This window comes from Amycolatopsis ponsaeliensis (assembly GCF_030182635.1).
In the GTDB taxonomy this organism is placed as follows: Bacteria; Actinomycetota; Actinomycetes; order Mycobacteriales; family Pseudonocardiaceae; genus Amycolatopsis; species Amycolatopsis ponsaeliensis.
Map to the genome: position 1 here is coordinate 79,474 of NZ_JAPZLD010000033.1, position 20,176 is coordinate 99,649.

Sequence of the window (20,176 nt, forward strand, 5' to 3'; positions counted from 1 at the left end):
GACCTCACTCATGCACAAAGTCGTGCGTTCCCTTGCGGTTTCCCTGATCGTGGCGGCCTCGGTGGTCACCTCGGCCGGCGTCGCTTCGGCTGCGACGTGGTCGTCCACGGACAAATGGGCGACCTGGTCGAATGGTGGTTACACCGTCCGCAACGACGTCTGGGGCGGTGGCGCGGGCCCGCAGACCATCTGGGCGAATTCGTATTCGAACTGGGGCGTCTGGGCCGATCACCCGAACACGGGCGGGGTCAAGTCGTACCCGCACGCGGCGAAGAACGCCGGCAAGAAGCTCAGCGCGTTGAGCCGGGTCTCCAGCAGCTTCGGCGTCACTCGGCCCGGCAGTGGTGCGTACGAGACCGCGTACGATATCTGGGCGGACAACAACGCCTACGAGACGATGCTGTGGATGAACAAGCAGGGCGCGGTCGGCCCGCTGGGCACAAAACAGACCACCGCGACGGTCGGCGGCCACACCTGGGACGTCTACAAGGGATCGAACGGCTCGAACGCGGTGTTCTCGTTCGTGCGCACCTCGAACACCAACGCGGGCACCGTCGACGTCCTCGCGGTGCTGAACTGGATCCGTGCCCGCGGGTGGTTCGGGGACGTGACGCTCGGCGAAGTCCAGTTCGGCTTCGAGATCACCTCGTCCGCCGGTGGACTGGACTTCGCCGCGAACAGCTATTCCGTCACGGTCTCCTGAATCCGGTCACTGCTTGCAGCGCTGACCGCTGTTGATGCACTTGACCACCTGGTTCATCAGCCGCTGGCCCATGACGTTCGCGAAGTCGTCGTGGTCCGAGCGCGGGTTGTGGCTCTCCTGCGGGAAGGCGTCCACTTTGTACTGGCCCTTGACCTGGATGTCGTGCGGGATGTCGTAGACCAGCTTCATCACCAGCTGCGGCACGTTCTTGAACCCTTGCGGGCACTTGCCCTGCTGGTCGGCGAACACGATGTGCGTGCGGTGGTTCGCGCTGTCGATGTTCTTGCCGTCCCAGCAGTTCGGGAAGGCGTGGATGCGCTCGACCTTGCTGTTCGCCGGGCAGATCGGGTAGTGGTCGGTCAACCGGTCCTCGAAGCCGGTGCAGGTCCAGCTGGGCCGCGCGTTGGCCGGGCCGTTGGTGCTCTGCTTGGCGTCGCCGTAGAGGATGCGGAGGAACTGCGGCATCGCGACGACCTTGTTCGCGCCGCCGCTGGTGAACGTGATCGTCGCCGAGCGGACGCGCTGGATCTCGCCGTCGTTGCCGGCCACCTCGTTCTGGTCGTTGACGCCGGGCAGCTCGGCCGGCTGGCCGGTGCTGTTCTGCCCGCCGTTGTCGAGACCACCCTGGCCGTTCTGCTTGAGCACGCACGCCGCGAGCCCGCCGAGGTTCGTCGGCTTGGCGGCGCGGCGGCCGATCGCGATGGCGATCCGGTCGATCGTCGCCGCGCGCTTGTCCTTCAGCGGACCCACGACGGCGTTCTGGATGTCCTGCGGAGTCTTCAGGTCGCCCTTGGCGATCCGCGCGTTCGCCTCGTCGATCTGCTTGTCGAGCAGGTCGAGGTTGCGGTTCACCTCGTCCATGGCCTGGTCCGGGACGTCGGGGAGCTTGCTCGCGACGTCCGGGCAGTCGACCTGGCTGCTCGCCTTGTCACTCGCGCTCCCGGCGCGGTCCGGCTGCGTGGCGGGCGGGTTCTGTTCTTCCTCTTCGCCCGTGTCGATGCGGACGACGGGCCAGAAGTAGGCGGACTTGTCGCCGTTCTTGCAGGTGGTGCCGGCCTTGACCAGGCTCTTGTTGTTCGAGTCGGCGTTCGTCGAAAGGTTGCCGACGTAGTCGTGCAGGTGCTGGGCGCCGTTCTTGATGCCGGGCTGCGCAATGAAGTTGTCGGGGTTGAAGTGCTGGTTTTCGTTGCGGCCGCAGTCCACGGTGAACGTGCCGCGCGCACCCTTGCCCTGCAGCGCTTTGTTCACGTTAACACCGGCTGGCACCTTCGCGATGTCGAGGAAGAACGACGCGTCGGCGGGATCCGCGCTGGCCTCGCCGGTGCGTCCGGCCGTGGTCGCGACGACGATGCCGCCGACCGCGAGCGCGAGGGCGAGACCGCCGGTCGCGATCTTGGTACGGCGGCTGATGCGATGTCTGCCCGTGGCGGGGGATGTTTTCCGGGGCATGGTCACCTTCTTCGGTTTTCCGGGCACGACGGAGTGCATCTGCGTGCCCGATGGGGAGGCGCGCGGAACCCAGGGGAGTGCCACCTCGGGGCGCGGGAATCGGGGAACCGCGCCTGGTGTCACTGGTTCCGGCATTGGCTGAAACGGCTCCGGCGCGAGGCCGGTTCACCGCGCCTTTCCCGCGTTATCGTTTCGTTATTTATGGAAAGTGAAGGAAGTTCACGTCTGCCGGTGTGATCGTTAACATCGGCGGCATGTCCGTGGACGACGCAGGTCCCCTCCGCATGCCGGTCCGGCGGGGCACGCTCGGCGTGATCGCCACGGGAACCGCCGCGTCGGGGCCGCTCCTCAACGGCCTGCGCGCCGCCGCCCGGGAAGTCGGGTACGCCCTCGTCGTCTTCAGCGTGCCGGGGCGCGGCCGCTCCGCGGTGCCGGCCGCGGTGGCCGGCCTGCGGCTGCAGGGCGTGGCGGGGATCGTCCTGCTCGACCCGCACCTCTTCGCCGAACACCCGCCGGTCGTCGGCGTTCCGCTCGTCCCGGCCGCGGCCGCGGACCAGTACGACGGCGCGAGACGGGCCACCGAGCACCTCCTCGACATCGGCCACTCGACCGTCTGGCACGTCGGCGGCCCGGAGGACGCGCCGATCGCGCGTGCCCGCGAACGCGGCTGGCGTGAGGCCCTTGAGCGGCACGGCGCGGACGTCCCGCCGGTGCTCCGCGGCGACTGGTCGGCCCGGTCCGGCTACCGGGCCGGGCAGTCGCTCGCGGTCGAAGTCCGGATGTGCGCGGTGTTCACCGCCAACGACCACATGGCCCTCGGGCTGCTCGCGGCGTTCGCCGAAGCCGGGGTGCGGGTCCCGCGCGACGCCCACGTCGTCGGCTTCGGCGACGTCCCCGAGGCGGCCTACTTCGCGCCCCCGCTGACGACGATCCGCCAGGACTTCCTCGCCGCCGGCCGGCAGACGCTCGTGGTGCTCACCGCCGCGATCGACGGGGTGGTGCCGCTGCCGCGCGCGACGGTCGAGGCCGAGCTGGTGGTGCGGGAAAGCAGCCGTCCGTCGGTGTCCTGACCGGCTACCCTGGCCGGATGGCGCCAACCTGGGGGACTTCGCCGGCCTTCGACGCGGCGCTGGCGGAGGTGGCGCGCCGGGCCGGGGAGTTCACCCGGCGGCGGCACGTGCCGCGGGACGTGGTCGACAAGTTCCGCCTCGCCGGCTTCTACCGCGCGACCACGCCGAAACGCTTCGGTGGCGACGCTCGCCCGCCCGCGGAGTTCCTCCGGATGGTGGAGCGGATGTCCGAAGTGGACGGATCCGCCGGCTGGGTCGCGAGCTTCGGCGCTTCGGGCGTCTACCTCGCGGCGCTGCCACCCGAGACGCAGGAGCGGCTCTACGCCGACGGCCCGGACCTCGTGTTCGCCGGCGCGCTCTTCCCCGTGCAGCCGGCCGAGGAGGTGCCGGGCGGGTTCCGGGTCCGCGGGCAGTGGCGCCTGGCCAGCGGCTGCCTCGCCGCCGACTACCTCGGCGTCGGCATCGGGCCGGGCGGCGCGGGCCGGCCGCGCACCGCGGTCCTGCCGGCGGCGCGCGCCGAGGTCGTCGAAACCTGGGACGCGGTCGGGATGCGCGGCACCGGCAGCCACGACCTGCGGGTGGACGACGTCGTCGTGCCGGCGGAGTGGACGTTCGTCCGCGGCGGCGGCAGCACGATCGACGAGCCGCTCTACCGCTACCCGGCGCTCGCGTACGCCTCGCAGGTGCTCGCGGTGGTCAACGTCGGCATCGCCCGGGCGGCGCTGAACCACGTGACGGCGTTCGGCGCGGGCCGCGCCGGGCTCACCGGCGGCCCGGTGCTCGCCGACCGCGCGTACGCCCGGATCGCGCTCGCGAAGGCCGAAGCGGACCTCCGTTCGGTGCGCGCGTTCTTCTACGAAGTCACGGAGGAGGCCTGGGAAGCGGCGTCGGAGGGGACGCCGGGACCGGAGCAGGTGAGCCTGCTCCGGCTGGCGGCGGCGCACGCGGCCCGCGTCGGCTTCGACGTGGTGCGGGCGGCGTACACGCTGGGCGGCACGTCGGCGATCGAGGCGGACCACCCGCTGCAGCGCCACCTGCGCGACGCGGCGGTGGTCCCGCAGCACGCGTTCCTGACGGAGGCGATGTACGACGCCGCGGGCGCGGTGTTCCTGAGCGCGCAACCCTTTCCCGGCTACCTCTAGAGCGTCAGGCGGTCGCCGAGGTCGCGGACGTGGTCGGCGTTGCCGCAGTCGAGGTCCAGCTGGCGGCCGCGCTCGGCCACGAACGCGCGGCCCAGGCCCGTGCGGTCCGATGTGGACATCGTGCGGCGCAGGTCGTTGAGCAGCCCGCGTTCCTCGCCGCGGACGTGGGCGTCCACGACGTTCTCCAGGCGTAGCAACGTCTTGTCGAAGTCGCTTTCTTCGAGGACCGCCAGGAGGTCGTCGGCGAACGGCACACCGGGGGAGTCCGGCCGGACGATCCGCTCGGTCGCCGTCGCGTGGGCGACCAGCAGGGCGGCCAGCTCCGCGACCAGGGCCGGGCGGTCGGCCTCGGTGTTGCGCAGGTCGCGGAACAGCTGCTCGAACCGGCGGTGGTCGGCCAGCAGCACCTCGACCAGGTCGGACCCGGGCGGGACCGCGGCCGGGCCCGGGCGCATCCAGCCGAACGTCAGCTCGACCGCCTGGCGCCAATGCGCGTATTCGGAGTCGCGGCGGGCCGGGTCCATCGCCGGCAGCCACTGCCCGGCCCGGTGCCAGTTGCGTCGCAGCCCCTCGAGGTCCGGCCAGTACCCGACGGACAGCCCGGCCGCGTACGCCGCGCCGAGCGACACCGTCTCGGCCACCATCGGACGGACCACCGGCACGTCGAGGACGTCCGCGATGCACTGCATCAGCAGGTTGTCCGCGGTCATCCCGCCGTCGACCTTGAGCGTCTTCAGGGCCAGGCCCGAGTCGGCGTTCATCGCGTCGACGACCTCGCGGGTCTGCCAGCCGGTCGCCTCCAGCACCGCCCGCGCGAGGTGGCCCTTGGTGATGTACGACGTCAGCCCGGCGATCACCCCGCGGGCCTCGCTGTGCCAGTGCGGCGCGAACAGCCCGGAGAACGCGGGGACGATGTAGCAGCCGCCGTTGTCCTCGACCGTCCTTGCGAGGGTCTCGATCTCCGGCGCGCTGCCGATCAGCTCGAGGCCGTCGCGGAACCACTGGACCAGCGACCCGGTGACGGCGATCGAGCCTTCGAGGGCGTACACCGCCGGCTCGTCGCCGATCTTGAAGCCGACCGTGGTGAGCATGCCGTGCGTGGAGAGCACGGGTGTCGAGCCGGTGTTGAGCAGCAGGAAGCTGCCGGTGCCGTACGTGCACTTCGCCTCGCCGGGCGCGAAGCAGGTCTGGCCGAACAGCGCGGCCTGCTGGTCGCCGAGCGCCGCCGCGATCCGGATGCCGGGCACGACCCGGCTGGTGGTGCCGTACACCTCGGTGGAGGAGCGGATCTGCGGCAGCATCGCGCGCGGGACGTCGAAGAAGTCGAGGAGCTCGTCGTCCCAGTTCAGGGTGCGCAGGTTCATCAGCATGGTGCGCGAGGCGTTGGTGACGTCGGTGATGTGCACGCCGCCCTCGGCGCCGCCGGTGAGGTTCCAGATCAGCCAGCTCTCGATGGTGCCGAAGAGGACGTCGCCGCGCTCGGCGCGTTCGCGCAGGCCGGGCGTACGTTCGAGCAGCCAGCGGATCCGCGGCGCGGAGAAGTACGTCGCCAGGGGGAGGCCGCACAGCTGCCGGACGCGGTCGGCGCCGGGTTCGCGGGCCAGCTGTTCGAGCATGGCGTCGGTGCGGGTGTCCTGCCAGACGATGGCCCGCCCGATCGGGTTGCCAGTGTGCCGGTCCCAGAGGACGGTGGTCTCCCGCTGGTTGGCGATCCCGAGGCCGACGACCTGCCCCGCGGTGGCGCCGGCATCGGCGAGGGCTTGCGGGACGATCCGCGAGAGGTTCCGCCAGATTTCGCCGGCGTCGTGCTCGACCCAGCCGGGGCGCGGGAAGTGCTGCTGGTGTTCCCGCTGCACGACGGAGACGAGCCGGCCGCGCGCGTCGAACAGGATGCACCGGGTGGAGGTGGTGCCCTGGTCGATGGACATCACGTACCGCTGGACCACGTGCTCACCTCCCTCACCATCGGGACGCGCCGAGATCACGCGAAACCGCGCGCGCCGCGTCGCGGACGTGGCCCAGCAGCCGGGGGTTGGGGCTGCCGTCGTGCTCGCAGATGCGCTCGATCGCTCCCGACACGCCGATCGCGCCCACCACGATGCCGCCGTGGCCGCGGATCGGGGCCGCGATGCCCGCCTCGCCGGAGATCATCTCGCCGTTCTCCTCCGCCCAGCCCGCTTCGCGTACCTTCGCACACGCCCGCTTGATCGCCGTCTGGGTGACCAGCGTCCGGCGCGTGTACGGCTCCGGCGTGGCCTTCAACGTCGTGTCGTAGGCCAGCAGGACCTTGCCCAGCGCCGTCGCGTGCAGGGGCAGCAGGGTACCGACGTCCAGGGTCTGCAGGCTGTCGTCCGGGCGGAACACGTGGTGCACGACCAGCACCCGGCCCTCCAGCGGCGCGCCGATCCGGACCGCCTCGCCGCTGCGCGACGCCAGCGCGTCGGCCCAGTTGATCGCGCGGGAGCGCAGCTCGTTGACGTCCAGGTAGCTCGTGCCCAGGTGCAGCAGCGTGGCTCCGAGCTGGTACTTGCCCGTGTCGCGGTCCTGCTCGACGAACCCGACGCCCTGCAGCGTCCGCAGGATGCCGTGCGCCGTCCCCTTGGCCAGTTCGAGGGACTCGGCGATCTCGCCGACACCCAGACGGCCCGAGCCGCGCGCCAGCAGCTTGAGGATCGCGGCGGCGCGCTCGATGGACTGGATCGGACCCGGCACGTCCGCGACCCTAGCCCGACCGGCTCTGATTCGACAATGTCGAACATCGTCTTCGCGCGTTCGACAATGCCGACCCGGCCGCGTTGACCGGGTGTTTTCGTGAACTTAACTTTCACTCACCAGGGGGAATGAACGGTCCTTTGTGGAGGAAGCAATGGTGCGAAACCTCAAGGCCCACGGACTCGCCGGCGAGATGGCCGCCGAGTTCGTGGGGACGATGATCCTCATCCTGTTCGGGTGCGGGGTGGTGGCGCAGGTCGCCGCCGCGGGCATCGGGGACCACGACAGCATCGCCTGGGCCTGGGGCCTCGGTGTCACGCTCGGTGTCTACGTCGCTTCGCGGATCAGCGGCGCGCACCTGAACCCGGCCGTGACCGTCGCCCTCGCGGTCTTCAAGGGCTTCGAATGGCGCAAGGTCGCCCCCTACGCCCTGGCCCAGACCGCCGGCGCGTTCCTCGCCGCGCTGCTGGTGCGCTGGAACTACACCGAGGTGCTCAACGCCAAGGACCCCGGCCTCACGATCAAGACCCAGGGCGTGTTCTCCACCCTCCCGGGTAACGGCACGCTCCCGGTGGGTGACTGGGGCGCCTTCCGCGACCAGATCATCGGCACCGCGATCCTCGTCCTGGTGATCTTCGCCATCACCGACCTCCGCAACACCTCGCCGGGCGCGAACCTGGCCCCGGTCGTCGTCGGCTTCCTCGTCGTCGCGATCGGCATGGCCTGGGGCACCAACGCCGGCTACGCGATCAACCCCGCCCGCGACTTCGGCCCGCGCCTGGCCTCCTGGCTGACCGGCTACGACACGGCGTGGTCCGACCAGTACGGCTTCCCCTACTGGTGGATCCCGATCGTGGCGCCCGTCCTCGGCGCGATCGTCGGCGGCGGCATCTACAAGTTCCTCATCGAGCGCCACCTGCCCGCCGGGGACCCGCTGGACGCCATGCCCGCCAAGGACTTCGAGACCGCCGCCTGAGAAGGAGCACGACCATGCCGGACTTCGTCGGTGCCGTCGACCAGGGCACCACCAGCACCCGCTTCATGATCTTCGACCACGGCGGCAACGAGATCGCCCGCCACCAGCTCGAGCACGAGCAGATCCTGCCCAAGCCCGGCTGGGTCGAGCACGACGCCACCGAGATCTGGGAACGCACCCGCTCGGTCATCGCCACCGCGCTCACCAAGTCCAACCTGACCGCGGGTGACCTCGCCGCGCTCGGCATCACCAACCAGCGCGAGACCACCGTCGTGTGGAACCGCCGCACCGGCCGCCCGTACCACAACGCGATCGTCTGGCAGGACACGCGCACCGACCGGATCGCCTCCGCGCTGGAGCGCGAGGGCAAGGGCGACGTCATCCGCCGCAAGGCCGGCCTCCCGCCCGCGACGTACTTCTCCGGCGGCAAGCTGCAGTGGATCCTCGAAAACGTCGACGGCGTGCGCGAGGACGCCGAAAAGGGCGACGCCCTCTTCGGCACCACCGACTCGTGGCTGATCTGGAACCTCACCGGCGGCCCGGACGGCGGCGTCCACGTCACCGACCCGACCAACGCGTCGCGCACCATGCTGATGGACCTCGAAACCCTCGACTGGGACGACGAGCTGCTGTCGTTCTTCGGCGTCCCGCGGCAGATGCTGCCGAAGATCCGGCCGTCGTCGGACCCCGGCTTCTTCGGCACCACCCGCGCGGACGGCCCGCTCGGCGGCGAGGTGCCGATCACCGGCGTCCTCGGCGACCAGCAGGCGGCGACCGTCGGGCAGGTCTGCTTCCGGCCCGGCGAGGCCAAGAACACCTACGGCACCGGCAACTTCCTGCTGCTCAACACCGGCCACGAGCTGGTCCGCTCGAAGCACGGCCTGCTCACGACGCTGTGCTACCAGTTCGGCGACGAGAAGCCCGTCTACGCGCTGGAAGGGTCGATCGCCGTCACCGGGTCGGCCGTGCAGTGGCTGCGCGACCAGCTCGGCATCATCAGCGGCGCGTCGCAGAGCGAAAGCCTGGCCCGCCAGGTCGAGGACAACGGCGGCATCTACTTCGTCCCGGCGTTCTCCGGCCTGTTCGCGCCGTACTGGCGTTCGGACGCCCGCGGCGCGATCGTCGGGCTCACCCGCGCCACGACCAACGCTCATCTCGCGCGGGCGACCCTGGAGGCGATCTGCTACCAGACCCGGGACGTCGTCGAGGCCATGCAGAACGACTCGGGCGTCACTCTCGACGTGCTGCGGGTGGACGGCGGCGTCACCGCCAACGAGCTGTGCATGCAGCTGCAGGCGGACATCCTCGGCGTCCCGGTGTCTAAGCCGGTCGTCGCCGAGACCACCGCGCTCGGCGCCGCCTACGCGGCCGGGCTGGCCGTCGGCTTCTGGCGGTCGACCGACGAGCTCGAGCGGAACTGGAACGAGGACAAGCGCTGGCAGCCGTCGTGGACGGAAGACCAGCGCGCCGAGGGCTACGCGGGCTGGCAGAAGGCCGTCGGCCGGACGCTCGACTGGGTGGACGTGGAGTGATGAGGAGGAACACCGTGACAGCACTTTCCCCGCAGTACCGTGCGGACGCGCTGCGGAAACTGGCTCGTGAGGAGATCGACGTCCTGGTCGTCGGCGGGGGAGTGACCGGCGCCGGCGTCGCGCTCGACGCTGCGTCGCGCGGGTTGTCCGTCGCGCTGGTCGAGGCTCGCGACTTCGCCGCCGGCACGTCCAGCCGGTCGTCCAAGCTGATCCACGGCGGCCTGCGCTACCTGGAGCAGCTGGACTTCAAGCTGGTGCGCGAAGCGCTCAAGGAACGCGGGCTGCTGCTGCAGACGCTGGCCCCGCACCTGGTGCGGCCGGTGAAGTTCCTGGTGCCGCTGAAGCACCGGGTGTGGGAGCGCGGCTACATCGGCGCCGGCGTCACGCTGTACGACACGCTCGGCGGGGCCCGGGCACTGCCGCGGCACCGGCACCTGTCCAAGCGCGGGGCCGCCAAGGTGGCGCCCGGCCTGGCCGACGACGCGCTGATCGGCGCGATCCAGTACTACGACGCCCAGGTCGACGACGCCCGCCACACGATGACGATCGCGCGGACGGCCGCCGAGCAGGGCGCTTCGGTGCTGACGCGGGCTCGCGTGACGTCGCTGCTTCGCGACGGCGAGCGCGTCGTCGGGGCGAAGGTCGTGGACCGCGAGAGCGGCGCCGAGATCGAGGTCCGGGCTCGCACCGTGGTCGCGGCGACGGGCGTGTGGAGTGACGACATGGCGGAGGCGGCCGGGATCCCCGCGCCGTTCACCGTGCGCGCGTCGAAGGGCATCCACCTGGTGGTGCCGCGGGAGAAGATCGACCTCGACACCGGGCTGATCCTGCGCACCGAGAAGAGCGTGCTGTTCGTCATCCCGTGGGGCAAGCACTGGCTCGTCGGCACCACCGACACGGAGTGGGACCTCGACCGCGAGCACCCGGCGGCGAGCCGCGCGGACGTCGACTACGTGCTTGAGCACCTCAACGCCGTGCTCCGGACACCGGTGACGCACGACGACATCGAGGGCGTCTACGCGGGGCTGCGTCCGCTGCTCGCGGCGAAGGCGGCCGCGACGACGAAGCTGTCGCGGGAGCACGCGGTGGCGCACCCGGTGCCGGGCCTGGTGATCGTGGCCGGCGGCAAGTACACGACGTACCGGGTGATGGCCGCGGACGCGGTCGACGTCGTGGTCGAGGAGCTGGGCCGCCCGGCCCCGCCGTCGTGGACCGACCGGCTGCCGATCGTGGGCGCCGAGGGGTACCACGAGCTGTGGGCCGAGCGCGTTTCGGTCGCTTCGAAGACAGGGCTGCCGCTGCCGCGCGTCGAGCACCTGCTGCAGCGCTACGGCACGCGGATCTGGAACCTCGTTTCGCTGATCGAGGACCAGCCCGCGCTGGGTTCGCCGATCACGGACACCTCGGAATACCTTCGCGTGGAAGCGGTTTACGCGGTTTCGCACGAGGGCGCGTTGCACCTCGAGGACGTCCTGACCCGGCGGACGCGCATCTCGATCGAGGAACGCGACCGCGGCGTGGTGGCGGCCCCGGTGGTCGCCGGGCTGATCGCCCCGCTGCTGGGCTGGGATTCGCACCGGGTCGAGCGAGAGGTGGCGAACTACCTCGCCCGGGTCGAAGCGGAGCGGTCGGCGCAGGAGGCCCCGGACGACGAGGCCGCCAACGCCACCCGCCTCGCGGCCCCGGCTCTGCTGCCCGGCTGAGCGGAAGTGCCATGAAGGGCACCCTCATGGTCGTAAAAGCCATGAGGGTGCCCTTCATGGCGTTCGGCAGCCGAGTTCGGCGAGGACGTAGCGGGCGTTGGCCGAGATGACCGGGTTCGTGTGGCGGTAGTACGGCAGCTGGATCACGGCCATCGCCAGCGCCCAGCCGCGGCCGCGGGCCCAGGTCGCGTCGTCGGCGCCGACCGCGTCGCGGAAGGCCGGGCGCGTAGCCGCCGTCAGCAGGTTCCACGCCGGGATCAGGTCGCACGCCGGATCTCCCAGGCCCGCCGTGGCCCAGTCGAGGACCGCGGCCAGGCGGCCGTCGCGCAGGAGGAGGTTGCTCGGCATGAGGTCCGAGTGGACCCAGCACGGCGGTCCGGTCCACTGTGGAGCGGCGAGCGACTCGGTCCACACGGCCAGGGCGGCGACGGCGTCGAACGGCTCGTCGGTGCGGCTCAGCTCGTCGATCGCCCGGCGGGCACCCGCGTCCACCGCGGACAGCGGCTTGCCGCGGTAGGCCGGGGGACCGTCCGCCGGGTGCGTCCGGAGCGCGCGGACGAACTCGGCCAGATCGCGAGCTGGTGCGGTCCGGCCTTCGACCGCCGGTTCGCCGTCGAGCCAGCCGTGCACGGCCCACGGCCACGGATAGCCCTCCGCGGGTTCGCCGACCGCCTCGACGGAGGGGACCGCCACCGGCAGCCCGGGGAGCGCGCTCAGGATGCGCTGTTCCTTCGCCACATCGCCGGCGCCGCCCGCGGTCAGGGGAAGCCGGACCGTCAGGTCGTCACCCAGCCGGTACACCGCGTTGACCGTGCCGCCGGAGGCCAGGGGAGTGACCGGCAGGTCCGCCCACCGCGGGAACTGCCCGCGCACCAGCCGCCGGACCAGCGTGGTGTCGATGGTGTGCTCGTCGGCGTGCATCCGGCCCATGTGATCACCGAACCACGCACGTCAACGCGGTTTCGTGACTCCGGGCACCCCGAATTGCACGACGATGCATGGCCGTGCATAATCATTCGCATGTCCAAGGTGCTCACTTCCCTGCCCGTCGGCGAGCGTGTCGGTATCGCCTTCTCCGGTGGCCTCGACACTTCCGTAGCGGTCGCGTGGATGCGCGACAAAGGCGCGGTCCCCTGCACCTACACCGCCGACATCGGCCAGTACGACGAGCCCGACATCGACTCGGTGCCCGGGCGGGCCGGGCAGTACGGCGCCGAGATCGCGCGGCTGGTCGACTGCAAGGAAGCCCTCGTCGAAGAAGGGCTCGCGGCGCTGACCTGCGGCGCGTTCCACATCCGCTCCGGCGGCCGCGGCTACTTCAACACCACCCCGCTCGGCCGCGCGGTCACCGGCACGCTGCTGGTGCGCGCCATGCTCGAGGACGACGTCCAGATCTGGGGCGACGGCTCCACCTACAAGGGCAACGACATCGAGCGGTTCTACCGCTACGGCCTGCTGGCCAACCCCTCCCTGCGCGTCTACAAGCCGTGGCTCGACGCGGACTTCGTCACCGAGCTCGGTGGCCGCAAGGAAATGTCGGAGTGGCTGCTGGCCCACGACCTGCCCTACCGCGACAGCACCGAGAAGGCCTACTCGACCGACGCCAACATCTGGGGCGCGACGCACGAGGCGAAGTCGCTGGAGCACCTGGACACCGGCATCGAGATCGTCAAGCCCATCATGGGCGTGGCGTTCTGGGACCCCGAGGTCGAGATCGCCGCCGAGGACGTGACCGTCGGGTTCGAGCAGGGCCGGCCGGTGACGATCAACGGCAAGGAGTTCGCCTCCGCCGTGGACCTGGTGCTGGAGGCCAACGCCATCGGCGGCCGCCACGGCCTGGGCATGTCCGACCAGATCGAGAACCGGATCATCGAGGCCAAGAGCCGCGGCATCTACGAGGCGCCGGGCATGGCGCTGCTGCACGCGGCCTACGAGCGGCTCGTCAACGCCGTCCACAACGAGGACACCCTCGCCAGCTACCACAACCACGGGCGCCAGCTCGGCCGCCTGATGTACGAAGGCCGCTGGCTGGACCCGCAGGCGATGATGCTGCGCGAGTCGCTGCAGCGCTGGGTCGGCACCGCGATCACCGGCGAGGTCACGCTGCGGCTGCGCCGCGGCGAGGACTACTCCATTTTGGACACCACCGGCCCCGCGTTCAGCTACCACCCGGACAAGCTGTCGATGGAGCGGACCGAGGACTCGGCGTTCGGCCCGGTCGACCGGATCGGCCAGCTGACCATGCGGAACCTCGACATCGCGGACTCGCGGGCCAAGCTCGAGCAGTACGCGAGCCTCGGCATGGTCGGCGGGAACTCGCACCCGAAGCTGATCGGCGCCGCCCAGGCGGCCTCGACCGGCCTGATCGGCGCGATGCCCGAGGGCGGCGCCCAGGTGATCGCCTCCCGCGGCAAGACCGACGACGACGAGCTGCTCGACAGCGCCGCGATGGAGTTCGGCACGGACTGATTTCGCGTTTCCCGAAGGCCACCACGCTCACCGTGGTGGCCTTCGGTGTGTTCAGGGGACGAGCACGACCTTGCCGGTGACAGTGCCGGATTCGGCCAGCGTCAGGGCTTTCGCGGCTTCGGCCAGCGGGATCCGCGCCGCCACCTGCGCCTTGAGCTGTCCCTTCGCCGCCAGGTCGAAGACGGCCGTCAGGTCCTCGGCCAGGCGCGCGCGGAACCGGGCGAGGTTCCGCTTGCCGCCCCAGACGTTGTAGAAGTGCGTCCGGCGCCGGTTCGGCAGCGCCTGCCACCACAGCAGCCGGGCGACCAGCTTCAGCACGGCCGGCTTCGGGTTGCCCCCGGTGTCCTTCGTGGACGCGCTGCCGTAGGCGACCAGCGTCCCGCCGGGGGCCAGCAGCCGGAACGAGTCGACGATGCCGGGGCCGCCGACGTGGTCGAAGACGGCGTCGACCCCGCCCGGCGCCAGCTTGCGGACCTGGGCCGGGACGTCGCCGCGGTAGTCGAGCGCGGTGGCGCCGAGCGCGGTGACGACGTCGAGGTTGCGGGCCGAGGCGGTCCCGATCACCTCGATCCCGGCCGCCCGGGCGAGCTGGACGAGCGTGGTGCCGACGCCGCCGCTCGCGCCGTGGACGAGGATCGTGCCGCCGGCCTTGACCTTCGCGATCCGGTGCAGCATCTGGTAGGCCGTGATGCCGTTGACCACGAACGTCTCGGCCTCGGCGGCGTCCAGCCCGGCCGGCACCGGGACCAGGTCGGCGGCGGGGACGACGAGGTGGCTGCTCCAGCCGCCGATCTTGGTCATGGCGGCCACGCGCTGCCCGACCAGCGCCGGGTCCGCGGCTTCGAGGACCGTGCCGACGACGTCGTACCCGGGCACGAACGGGAAAGGCGGCTGGTCGTAGTACTTCCCGCGGCGCATCTGCTGCTCGGCGAAGGAGATCCCGCTTGCCTCGACGCGAACGAGGGCTTCGCCGGCGCCGGGGCGCGGCAGCTCGCGGTGCTCTACGCGCAGGCCGTCCGGCTCGACGAGGCCGGGGAGGACGATTTCGGTGGTGGTGGTCATGGTGCTTTCCTTCCGAGATGTGAGTGACTGGTCAATCACTCGATGGGCGTGCAAAGGACTTGCTGCTCAGGGTCAATTTTTGCCGGGGTGGCGGATGCCGGCGGCGAGCACGGCGGCCCAGCTGCCGGTGCGCTCGTCGAGGTCGAGGGTGGCGATGAGGTGGCAGAGCTGCCCGTAGGCGATGAAGCGCTGGACCTGCTCGCCGCCGGCGCCGGAGCGCTCGAGGGCAAGTTCGGTGACTTTCGCCAGGCCGCGCCGCAGGGCGTCGGCGATCTCGGGGGTGTCGGCGGCCGACTGGGCGTGCACCTGCAGCATGAGCAGGCTCCGGTCGGCGATGAGCTCGGCGTACGCGCCGCCCATCGCGTAGAGGATCTTGTCGGGGCCTTCGCCGTCGGCGCGGGCGGCCCCGTTCGACAGCGCGTGCGCGACGAGCTCGTAGCACCGGTCGAGCGCGGCGACGAAGAGGGAGACCTTGCCGGGGAACAACTTGAAGACGTAGGCGGGGGAGATGTCGGCCTTCGCGGCCACGGCACTGATCGGCGTGCTGTGGTACCCGCTCTTGGCGAACTCGGCGATGGCGGCGTCGACGACGACGTCCCGCCGGGCGTCGGAGGTGGAGAGCGTGGCACCGCGTTTCGTCATGTGAGTGACTGTACACTCACTCTTGTTGGCGAAGCAAGCGCGGTCACATGACCCAGCGGCGGAATCCGCCCTCGGCGTTGATGACCTGACCGGTGATCCACTGGCTGTCATCGGATGCCAGCCACCGGACGAGACGGGCCACTTCGGCCGGGCTGCCCCACCGTCCCGCGGGCAGGGCGCGCCCGACGCGTTCGGTGAGGTCCGGGTCCGCCCAGCCGGTGTCGACCGGCCCGGGGTTGAGCGTGTTGACCGTGATCCCTCGATCGACCAGCGCGTCGGACAGGCTGAGCGTCATCTGGTGGATCGCGCCCTTGCTGATCGCATACGGCAGCTCCTGGCTCATCGGCGCCAGGTGCTGCCCGGAGGTGAACAAGATGATTCGCCCGCCGGGGCGCTCGTCGTCGTGAGCGGCGGCGAACGCCTGGGCCAGCAGCACGCTCGCGCGGGCGTTCACGGCCCAGGTCAGGTCCAGCTCGGCGGCGGTGACTTCGGTGAGGCTTTGGTTCGAGCTTCGAGCGTGGTTGGCGACCACCACGTCGACCGTGCCGAACGCCTCGACCGCGGCGCCCACCACCAGCCCGGGTGCCTGCGGTTCGGCGAAGTCGGCGGCGACGTGCCGCAGCCGGTGACCCTCGCCGCCGAGCAGCTCCGCAATCCCGGCATCGCCGACAGGATCGGTGCCCCATGGCTGTTCCGCGTCGTGCGGGGACCACGAATGCGCGAGCACCGAGGCGCCCGCTGCCAGCAGTTCCCCGGCCACCGCGAAACCGATCCCCGCTCGGCGGCTGACACCGGTCACCACGGCGACCCGGCCCTCCAGCGACGGACCGGATCCGACGCTGATCTCACGATTCGCCACGCAGTGGACCTTATCGACCCCGCCAGTGCCGGCGCGGCCGGTGCCGTGTCACGCGACCGCGCCCGCCGTGTCCACAGTGGACGCGACGGGCGCGGCGGGAGGGGCTCAGACGCCCGCGGTCTGGGAGATCCAGTCGCGGTACTTCGTGATGTTGATGTAGGCCGTGTACGACTGGCGGTCGCTCGTCGAAGCGACGCCGACCTGCTTGCCGTTCGCGTACATCGGGCCACCGGAGTCGCCGCCCGCGGTGATGCCGTCGCCGCGGTTCGCGCACACCGAGACGCCGGCCGCGCCGTCCGGGCAGTCGATCGAGGTGACGCTGACCTTCGCGACCTTCAGCAGCTGGGACTGGCACTCGATCTCGGGCTTGTCGGTGCAGGTCGCGCCCCAGCCGTAGACCTCGGCCTGGTCGCCCACCTTCACGTCACCCTCGCTGCCCAGCGGCGCGTACTCGGTCTGCACCTGCTGGTCGATCTGCACCAGCGCGATGTCCGAGTCCGGCGCCTCGTGCACGGAAGTGGCGTTGACGGTCGTGCCCTTCGTCTGGTCCAGGTCACCGACGTGGAAGCTGATCGGCTTGCCGTCGGCGCCCTGCGTGCAGTGGCGGGCGGTGAGGACCCAGTCCGGCGCGATGATCGTCGCCGAGCAGATCTCCTGGCCACCGGCGAACATCCGGGCCGCCGAGTGGAGCGAGTCGGCATTGCTGCCGTCGATGATGGCCGGCTGGGCGGCCACGGACGGCGCCGCGGCCGCGAGTGCCGAGAGCAAAACACCGGAGACGACTACGCCGGTTCGCGCGATACGCACTTTAGGATCAACCTCCTGCCGCGGACCGGGGTCTCGCGGTGACGTGTAGTGAAGGACGCACCTACCGTCACTGCTGTGGGTGAATCTCCGGAACCCGCCGATAGTCGGTTGATCCAAAACGCGACTTTCGTCGTGAGCTGTCCGGCGTATCGGGCGCCATGTTCTGGCTCGCTGTCTCGAATGTGTGCGATTCGCTCACGGTCCGTGGCCTCGCCCGGCTACAGTCCCGCTGCTTGGTTCCGCCTGGGGGCGGCCGCGGGAACGGGGTGCTCGATGGGTCCTGAAGTGCGGTTCCACCTGCTCGGACCGCTGGTCGTGACGGTCGACGGGAGGCCGGTGCCGCTCGGCGGGGCGAAGCAGCGGGTCCTGCTGGCCCACCTGCTGCTCAACGCGAACCGGACGGTCCCGCCCGGGCAGCTGGTCGACACGATCTGGCCGGGCGACCCGCCGACGTCCGCGACCGCCAACCTGCAGACCTACGTGTGGCGGCTGCGCCGGCTGCTGCCGGAGGGGCCCGTCCTGCGCACGCAGGGGCCGGGCTACTCGCTCGTCGTCGAACCCGGCGCGGTCGACGCGCACCGGTTCACCCGGCTCGTCGCCGACGCCGCGCGGGCCACCGCACCGGAGACGGCGCTGACGCTGCTCGCCGAGGCGGAGTCGCTGTGGCGCGGCGATCCACTGGCGGACCTGCCGGCCACGCCCGCCTGGGACGCCGAGCTCGGGCGGCTCGCCGAGAACCGGCTGGCCGCCGTCGAGGAACGGCTTTCACTGCAGGTGCGGCTGGGGCGGCACGACCCGGCGATCGCCGAGCTCACCGTGCTGCTGGCCGAACACCCGTACCGGGAACGCCTCTGGCAGCAGTACCTGCTCGCGCTCACCGGCGCGGGCCGGCGAGCCGAAGCGCTGCAGGCGTACACGACCGCCCGGGAGCGCTTGGTCACGGAGCTGGGCGTCGAACCCGGGCCGGAGCTGAGGGCGGTGCAGGCCGCGATCCTCGCGGGCGAACCGGTCGCGGCGCCGCCGGCGGTCCCGCCGCCACCGCGGCAGCTCCCCGCGGACCTGCCCGACTTCACCGGCCGCGCGGAGTACGTCCGGGAGCTGGAAACCGCGCTGGGCCCGGCGCCGGTCGTCCTGACCGGGGCACCCGGGACCGGCAAGACGGCGCTGGCGATGCACGTCGCCCACCGCGTCGCGGACCGGTTCCCCGACGGGCAGCTGTACGTCGACCTCGCCGGCACCGGCACGCCGCGCGACCCGGCCGAGGTGCTCGCCGACTTCCTGCACGCCTTGGGCGTCACCGGGAACACCGTCCCCGCGGGCCTCGGCCAGCGGGCCGCGTTGTTCCGTTCGCGGCTGGCCGGCCGGCGGGTGCTGCTGGTGCTCGACGACGCCGCGACCGCCGCGCAGGTCAGCCCGCTGCTGCCCGGGGACGCCGGGTGCGCGGTGCTGGCGACGACCCGCGGGCGGCTGCCGGAGCTGGCGGGCGCGAAGCACGTCGAGCTGACGGTGTTCGGCGAGCACGAGGCTTCGCGGCTGCTGGCCGGGGTCGCGGGCGTCGACCGGGTGGTCGGCGAACCGGCCGAGGCGGCGGCGATCGTCCGCTGCTGCGGGTACCTGCCGCTGGCGATCCGCATCGCCGGCGCGAGGCTGGCCGGACGCCAGGCCTGGAGCCTGCGCACGCTGCACGACCGGCTGGCCGACGAAGCCGGCCGGCTGAGCGAACTGCGCGTCGGCGACCTCGGCGTCCGGCCGAGCTTTGAGCTGAGCCTCCGGCAGCTGCCGGCCGACGCGCGGACGGCGTTCTGCCGCGCGGCGGTGCTGGGCGCGCAGGACTTCCCGAGCTGGGTGGTCGACGCGCTGCTGGACCGCGACGGCGCGCACGAGGTGCTCGACGTGCTCGTCGACGCGAACCTCGTCGCGTTGGCGGGACGGGATTCCAGCGGCGATCCCCGGTACCGGCTGCACGATCTGCTGCGGTGCTACGCGGCGGAACTGCTGGCCGCCGAGCCGTCGTCTTCACGGCGCGAGACCCTCGCCCGGGTGCTGACGGTGTTGCTGGCCATGGCGAAGACGGCCGCGGCGGGCCTGCCCCCGGCGTTCGGCGCGATGACCGGGCCGGCGGTCGGCGAGCCGGTCGCCACGGCCGGGCCGGGCGCCGACCCGCTGGGCTGGTTCACCGCGGAACGCAAGCTGCTCGCGGCCGCGGTCCAGCTGGCCGCGGACGCCGGCCTGGACGAGCTGGCCTGGCAGCTGACCGCGACGGCCGTCCCGTTCTACGACCTGCGCGGCACGTACGACGACTGGCGCCGCAGCCACCTCACGGCGCTGGCGGCGGTCGAGGCGGCGGGCAACGTCGCGGGCGCGGCGGTCCTGTACCGGGGCCTCGGCCAGGTCCGGCTCTACCACGACGAATACGCGGCGGCGGTGACGGACATGGAGCGTTCGGCCTCGCTGTTCGCCTCGCTCGGCGACGTGCGCGGGGAAGCGCTCGCGGTGGCGGGGCTCGGCACGGTGGCGCGGGTCCGCGACCGGCCGCAGGAAGCGCTCGGCTTCTACCGCCGGGCCCTCGCCGGCCTGGAGCGAGCCGGCGACCGCCGGGGCGTCGCGCAAGTGCGGAATTCCCTGGGGACGACGTACGCGTCGCTGGGTTCGTTCGCGGAGGCGGGTTCCTGGCTGCGCCAGGCGCGTGAGCTGGCCCGGGAGATCGACGACCCGCACCGCGAGGCGAAGGTCCTCACCGAGCTCGGCACGCTCCACCGGGACACGGGGGCGCTGCCGGAGTCGTTGACCTGCTTGCGGTTGGCGTTGAGCATCCTCGAGGAGCTGACCGACGAGCGGTGCAGCGCGTATGCGTTGCTGGGCATCGGGCAGACGTTGCTCGCGGCGGGCGAGCCGGTCCAGGCACGCGGGGTGTGCGACCGCGCGTTGCGGGTGTTCCGGGAAACCGGGAACCGGCAAGGGGAAACGACCGGGCTGGAGCTGCTGGAGCAGGTGCAGCGGCGACGGATCCCGGCTACGACCGGCGGTGCGGCCCGTCGTGAGTGAGAAAC

At 71.6% G+C, this 20,176-nt stretch carries 16 protein-coding genes; 8 read left to right on the forward strand and 8 right to left on the reverse strand.

All coding sequences use genetic code 11. The annotated features are described in order from the left end of the window. Positions 1-10 precede the first annotated feature (10 nt). Positions 11-703: a glycoside hydrolase family 12 protein gene (locus QQ657_RS37665; RefSeq protein ID WP_284747109.1), complete on the forward strand. Its 693-nt coding sequence runs from the start codon at positions 11-13 to the stop codon at positions 701-703. A 6-nt stretch (positions 704-709) separates the two neighbouring features. Here the strand turns inward: QQ657_RS37665 and QQ657_RS37670 are convergent, their stop codons facing one another. Continuing rightward, positions 710-2,152, reverse strand: a complete 1,443-nt coding sequence (locus QQ657_RS37670) for a DUF1996 domain-containing protein (protein WP_284747110.1) — start codon at positions 2,150-2,152, stop codon at positions 710-712. Positions 2,153-2,406: 254 nt separating this feature from the next. Between QQ657_RS37670 and QQ657_RS37675 the strand changes: the two genes are divergently transcribed. Next, complete coding sequence (locus QQ657_RS37675) at positions 2,407-3,222, forward strand: substrate-binding domain-containing protein (RefSeq protein ID WP_284747111.1); 816 nt, start codon at positions 2,407-2,409, stop codon at positions 3,220-3,222. Between the two features lie 17 nt (positions 3,223-3,239). After that, positions 3,240-4,364 (forward strand): acyl-CoA dehydrogenase family protein, encoded by a 1,125-nt coding sequence (locus QQ657_RS37680; protein WP_284747112.1) that lies wholly within the window; start codon positions 3,240-3,242, stop codon positions 4,362-4,364. Here QQ657_RS37680 and glpK (QQ657_RS37685) read toward each other — a convergent pair. Both glpK (QQ657_RS37685) and QQ657_RS37690 read right to left on the reverse strand, forming a co-directional pair. Continuing rightward, positions 4,361-6,310: a glycerol kinase GlpK gene (gene glpK, locus QQ657_RS37685; RefSeq protein WP_284747113.1), complete on the reverse strand. Its 1,950-nt coding sequence runs from the start codon at positions 6,308-6,310 to the stop codon at positions 4,361-4,363. The two genes, QQ657_RS37680 and glpK (QQ657_RS37685), sit on opposite strands and share 4 nt — an antisense overlap. 13 nt (positions 6,311-6,323) lie before the next feature. Next, positions 6,324-7,076: an IclR family transcriptional regulator gene (locus tag QQ657_RS37690; protein WP_284747114.1), complete on the reverse strand. Its 753-nt coding sequence runs from the start codon at positions 7,074-7,076 to the stop codon at positions 6,324-6,326. A gap of 154 nt (positions 7,077-7,230) precedes the next feature. Here QQ657_RS37690 and QQ657_RS37695 point away from each other — a divergent pair, with 154 nt between their 5' ends. Genes QQ657_RS37695 through glpD form a run of 3 tightly spaced genes read left to right on the forward strand, consistent with a single transcriptional unit; the run spans position 7,231 to position 11,287 of the window. Further along, positions 7,231-8,052: an MIP/aquaporin family protein gene (locus QQ657_RS37695; RefSeq protein WP_284747115.1), complete on the forward strand. Its 822-nt coding sequence runs from the start codon at positions 7,231-7,233 to the stop codon at positions 8,050-8,052. A gap of 14 nt (positions 8,053-8,066) precedes the next feature. Continuing rightward, entirely contained in the window at positions 8,067-9,584 is a 1,518-nt protein-coding gene (gene glpK, locus QQ657_RS37700) for a glycerol kinase GlpK (protein ID WP_284747116.1), read from the forward strand. Then, complete coding sequence (gene glpD / locus QQ657_RS37705) at positions 9,584-11,287, forward strand: glycerol-3-phosphate dehydrogenase (protein ID WP_284747117.1); 1,704 nt, start codon at positions 9,584-9,586, stop codon at positions 11,285-11,287. Before glpK (QQ657_RS37700) ends, glpD begins: the two co-directional genes overlap by 1 nt. Positions 11,288-11,341: 54 nt before the next feature. Here glpD and QQ657_RS37710 read toward each other — a convergent pair whose 3' ends face one another. After that, positions 11,342-12,217 (reverse strand): aminoglycoside phosphotransferase family protein, encoded by an 876-nt coding sequence (locus tag QQ657_RS37710; RefSeq protein ID WP_284747118.1) that lies wholly within the window; start codon positions 12,215-12,217, stop codon positions 11,342-11,344. A gap of 90 nt (positions 12,218-12,307) precedes the next feature. On the opposite strand from QQ657_RS37710, the gene argG reads away from it, so the two are divergent. Further along, positions 12,308-13,756 carry an argininosuccinate synthase gene (gene argG, locus QQ657_RS37715; protein ID WP_284747119.1) on the forward strand — a complete coding sequence of 483 codons (1,449 nt, stop codon included), beginning with the start codon at positions 12,308-12,310 and terminating at the stop codon, positions 13,754-13,756. 51 nt (positions 13,757-13,807) lie between these two features. On the opposite strand, the gene QQ657_RS37720 is transcribed toward argG, so the two are convergent. The 4 genes from QQ657_RS37720 to QQ657_RS37735 form a co-directional block, all read right to left on the reverse strand. Further along, entirely contained in the window at positions 13,808-14,818 is a 1,011-nt protein-coding gene (locus QQ657_RS37720; RefSeq protein WP_284747120.1) for a medium chain dehydrogenase/reductase family protein, read from the reverse strand. 72 nt (positions 14,819-14,890) lie between these two features. Next, the gene (locus QQ657_RS37725; RefSeq protein ID WP_284747121.1) at positions 14,891-15,460 is read right to left on the reverse strand and encodes a TetR/AcrR family transcriptional regulator; all 570 of its coding nucleotides are present in this window, start codon (positions 15,458-15,460) and stop codon (positions 14,891-14,893) included. Positions 15,461-15,503: 43 nt separating this feature from the next. Further along, positions 15,504-16,319, reverse strand: coding sequence for an SDR family oxidoreductase (locus QQ657_RS37730; protein ID WP_284747122.1), 816 nt, complete (start codon positions 16,317-16,319; stop codon positions 15,504-15,506). A gap of 105 nt (positions 16,320-16,424) precedes the next feature. Then, positions 16,425-17,126, reverse strand: a complete 702-nt coding sequence (locus QQ657_RS37735; protein WP_284747123.1) for a S1 family peptidase — start codon at positions 17,124-17,126, stop codon at positions 16,425-16,427. Positions 17,127-17,399: 273 nt separating this feature from the next. Between QQ657_RS37735 and QQ657_RS37740 the strand changes: the two genes are divergently transcribed. Beyond that, entirely contained in the window at positions 17,400-20,171 is a 2,772-nt protein-coding gene (locus tag QQ657_RS37740; RefSeq protein ID WP_284747124.1) for an AfsR/SARP family transcriptional regulator, read from the forward strand. The last annotated feature ends 5 nt before the right edge of the window (positions 20,172-20,176 follow it).

Bases quoted from the DNA above. Each gene is read 5' to 3' on its own strand.
- QQ657_RS37665 (WP_284747109.1), top strand. From the start codon at position 11: ATGCACAAAGTCGTGCGTTCCCTTGCGGTTTCCCTGATCGTGGCGGCC.
- QQ657_RS37670 (WP_284747110.1), bottom strand. From the start codon at position 2,152: ATGCCCCGGAAAACATCCCCCGCCACGGGCAGACATCGCATCAGCCGC.
- QQ657_RS37675 (WP_284747111.1), top strand. From the start codon at position 2,407: ATGTCCGTGGACGACGCAGGTCCCCTCCGCATGCCGGTCCGGCGGGGC.
- QQ657_RS37680 (WP_284747112.1), top strand. From the start codon at position 3,240: ATGGCGCCAACCTGGGGGACTTCGCCGGCCTTCGACGCGGCGCTGGCG.
- QQ657_RS37695 (WP_284747115.1), top strand. From the start codon at position 7,231: ATGGTGCGAAACCTCAAGGCCCACGGACTCGCCGGCGAGATGGCCGCC.
- glpK (WP_284747116.1), top strand. From the start codon at position 8,067: ATGCCGGACTTCGTCGGTGCCGTCGACCAGGGCACCACCAGCACCCGC.
- glpD (WP_284747117.1), top strand. From the start codon at position 9,584: ATGAGGAGGAACACCGTGACAGCACTTTCCCCGCAGTACCGTGCGGAC.
- QQ657_RS37710 (WP_284747118.1), bottom strand. From the start codon at position 12,217: ATGGGCCGGATGCACGCCGACGAGCACACCATCGACACCACGCTGGTC.
- argG (WP_284747119.1), top strand. From the start codon at position 12,308: ATGTCCAAGGTGCTCACTTCCCTGCCCGTCGGCGAGCGTGTCGGTATC.
- QQ657_RS37720 (WP_284747120.1), bottom strand. From the start codon at position 14,818: ATGACCACCACCACCGAAATCGTCCTCCCCGGCCTCGTCGAGCCGGAC.
- QQ657_RS37725 (WP_284747121.1), bottom strand. From the start codon at position 15,460: ATGACGAAACGCGGTGCCACGCTCTCCACCTCCGACGCCCGGCGGGAC.
- QQ657_RS37740 (WP_284747124.1), top strand. From the start codon at position 17,400: ATGGGTCCTGAAGTGCGGTTCCACCTGCTCGGACCGCTGGTCGTGACG.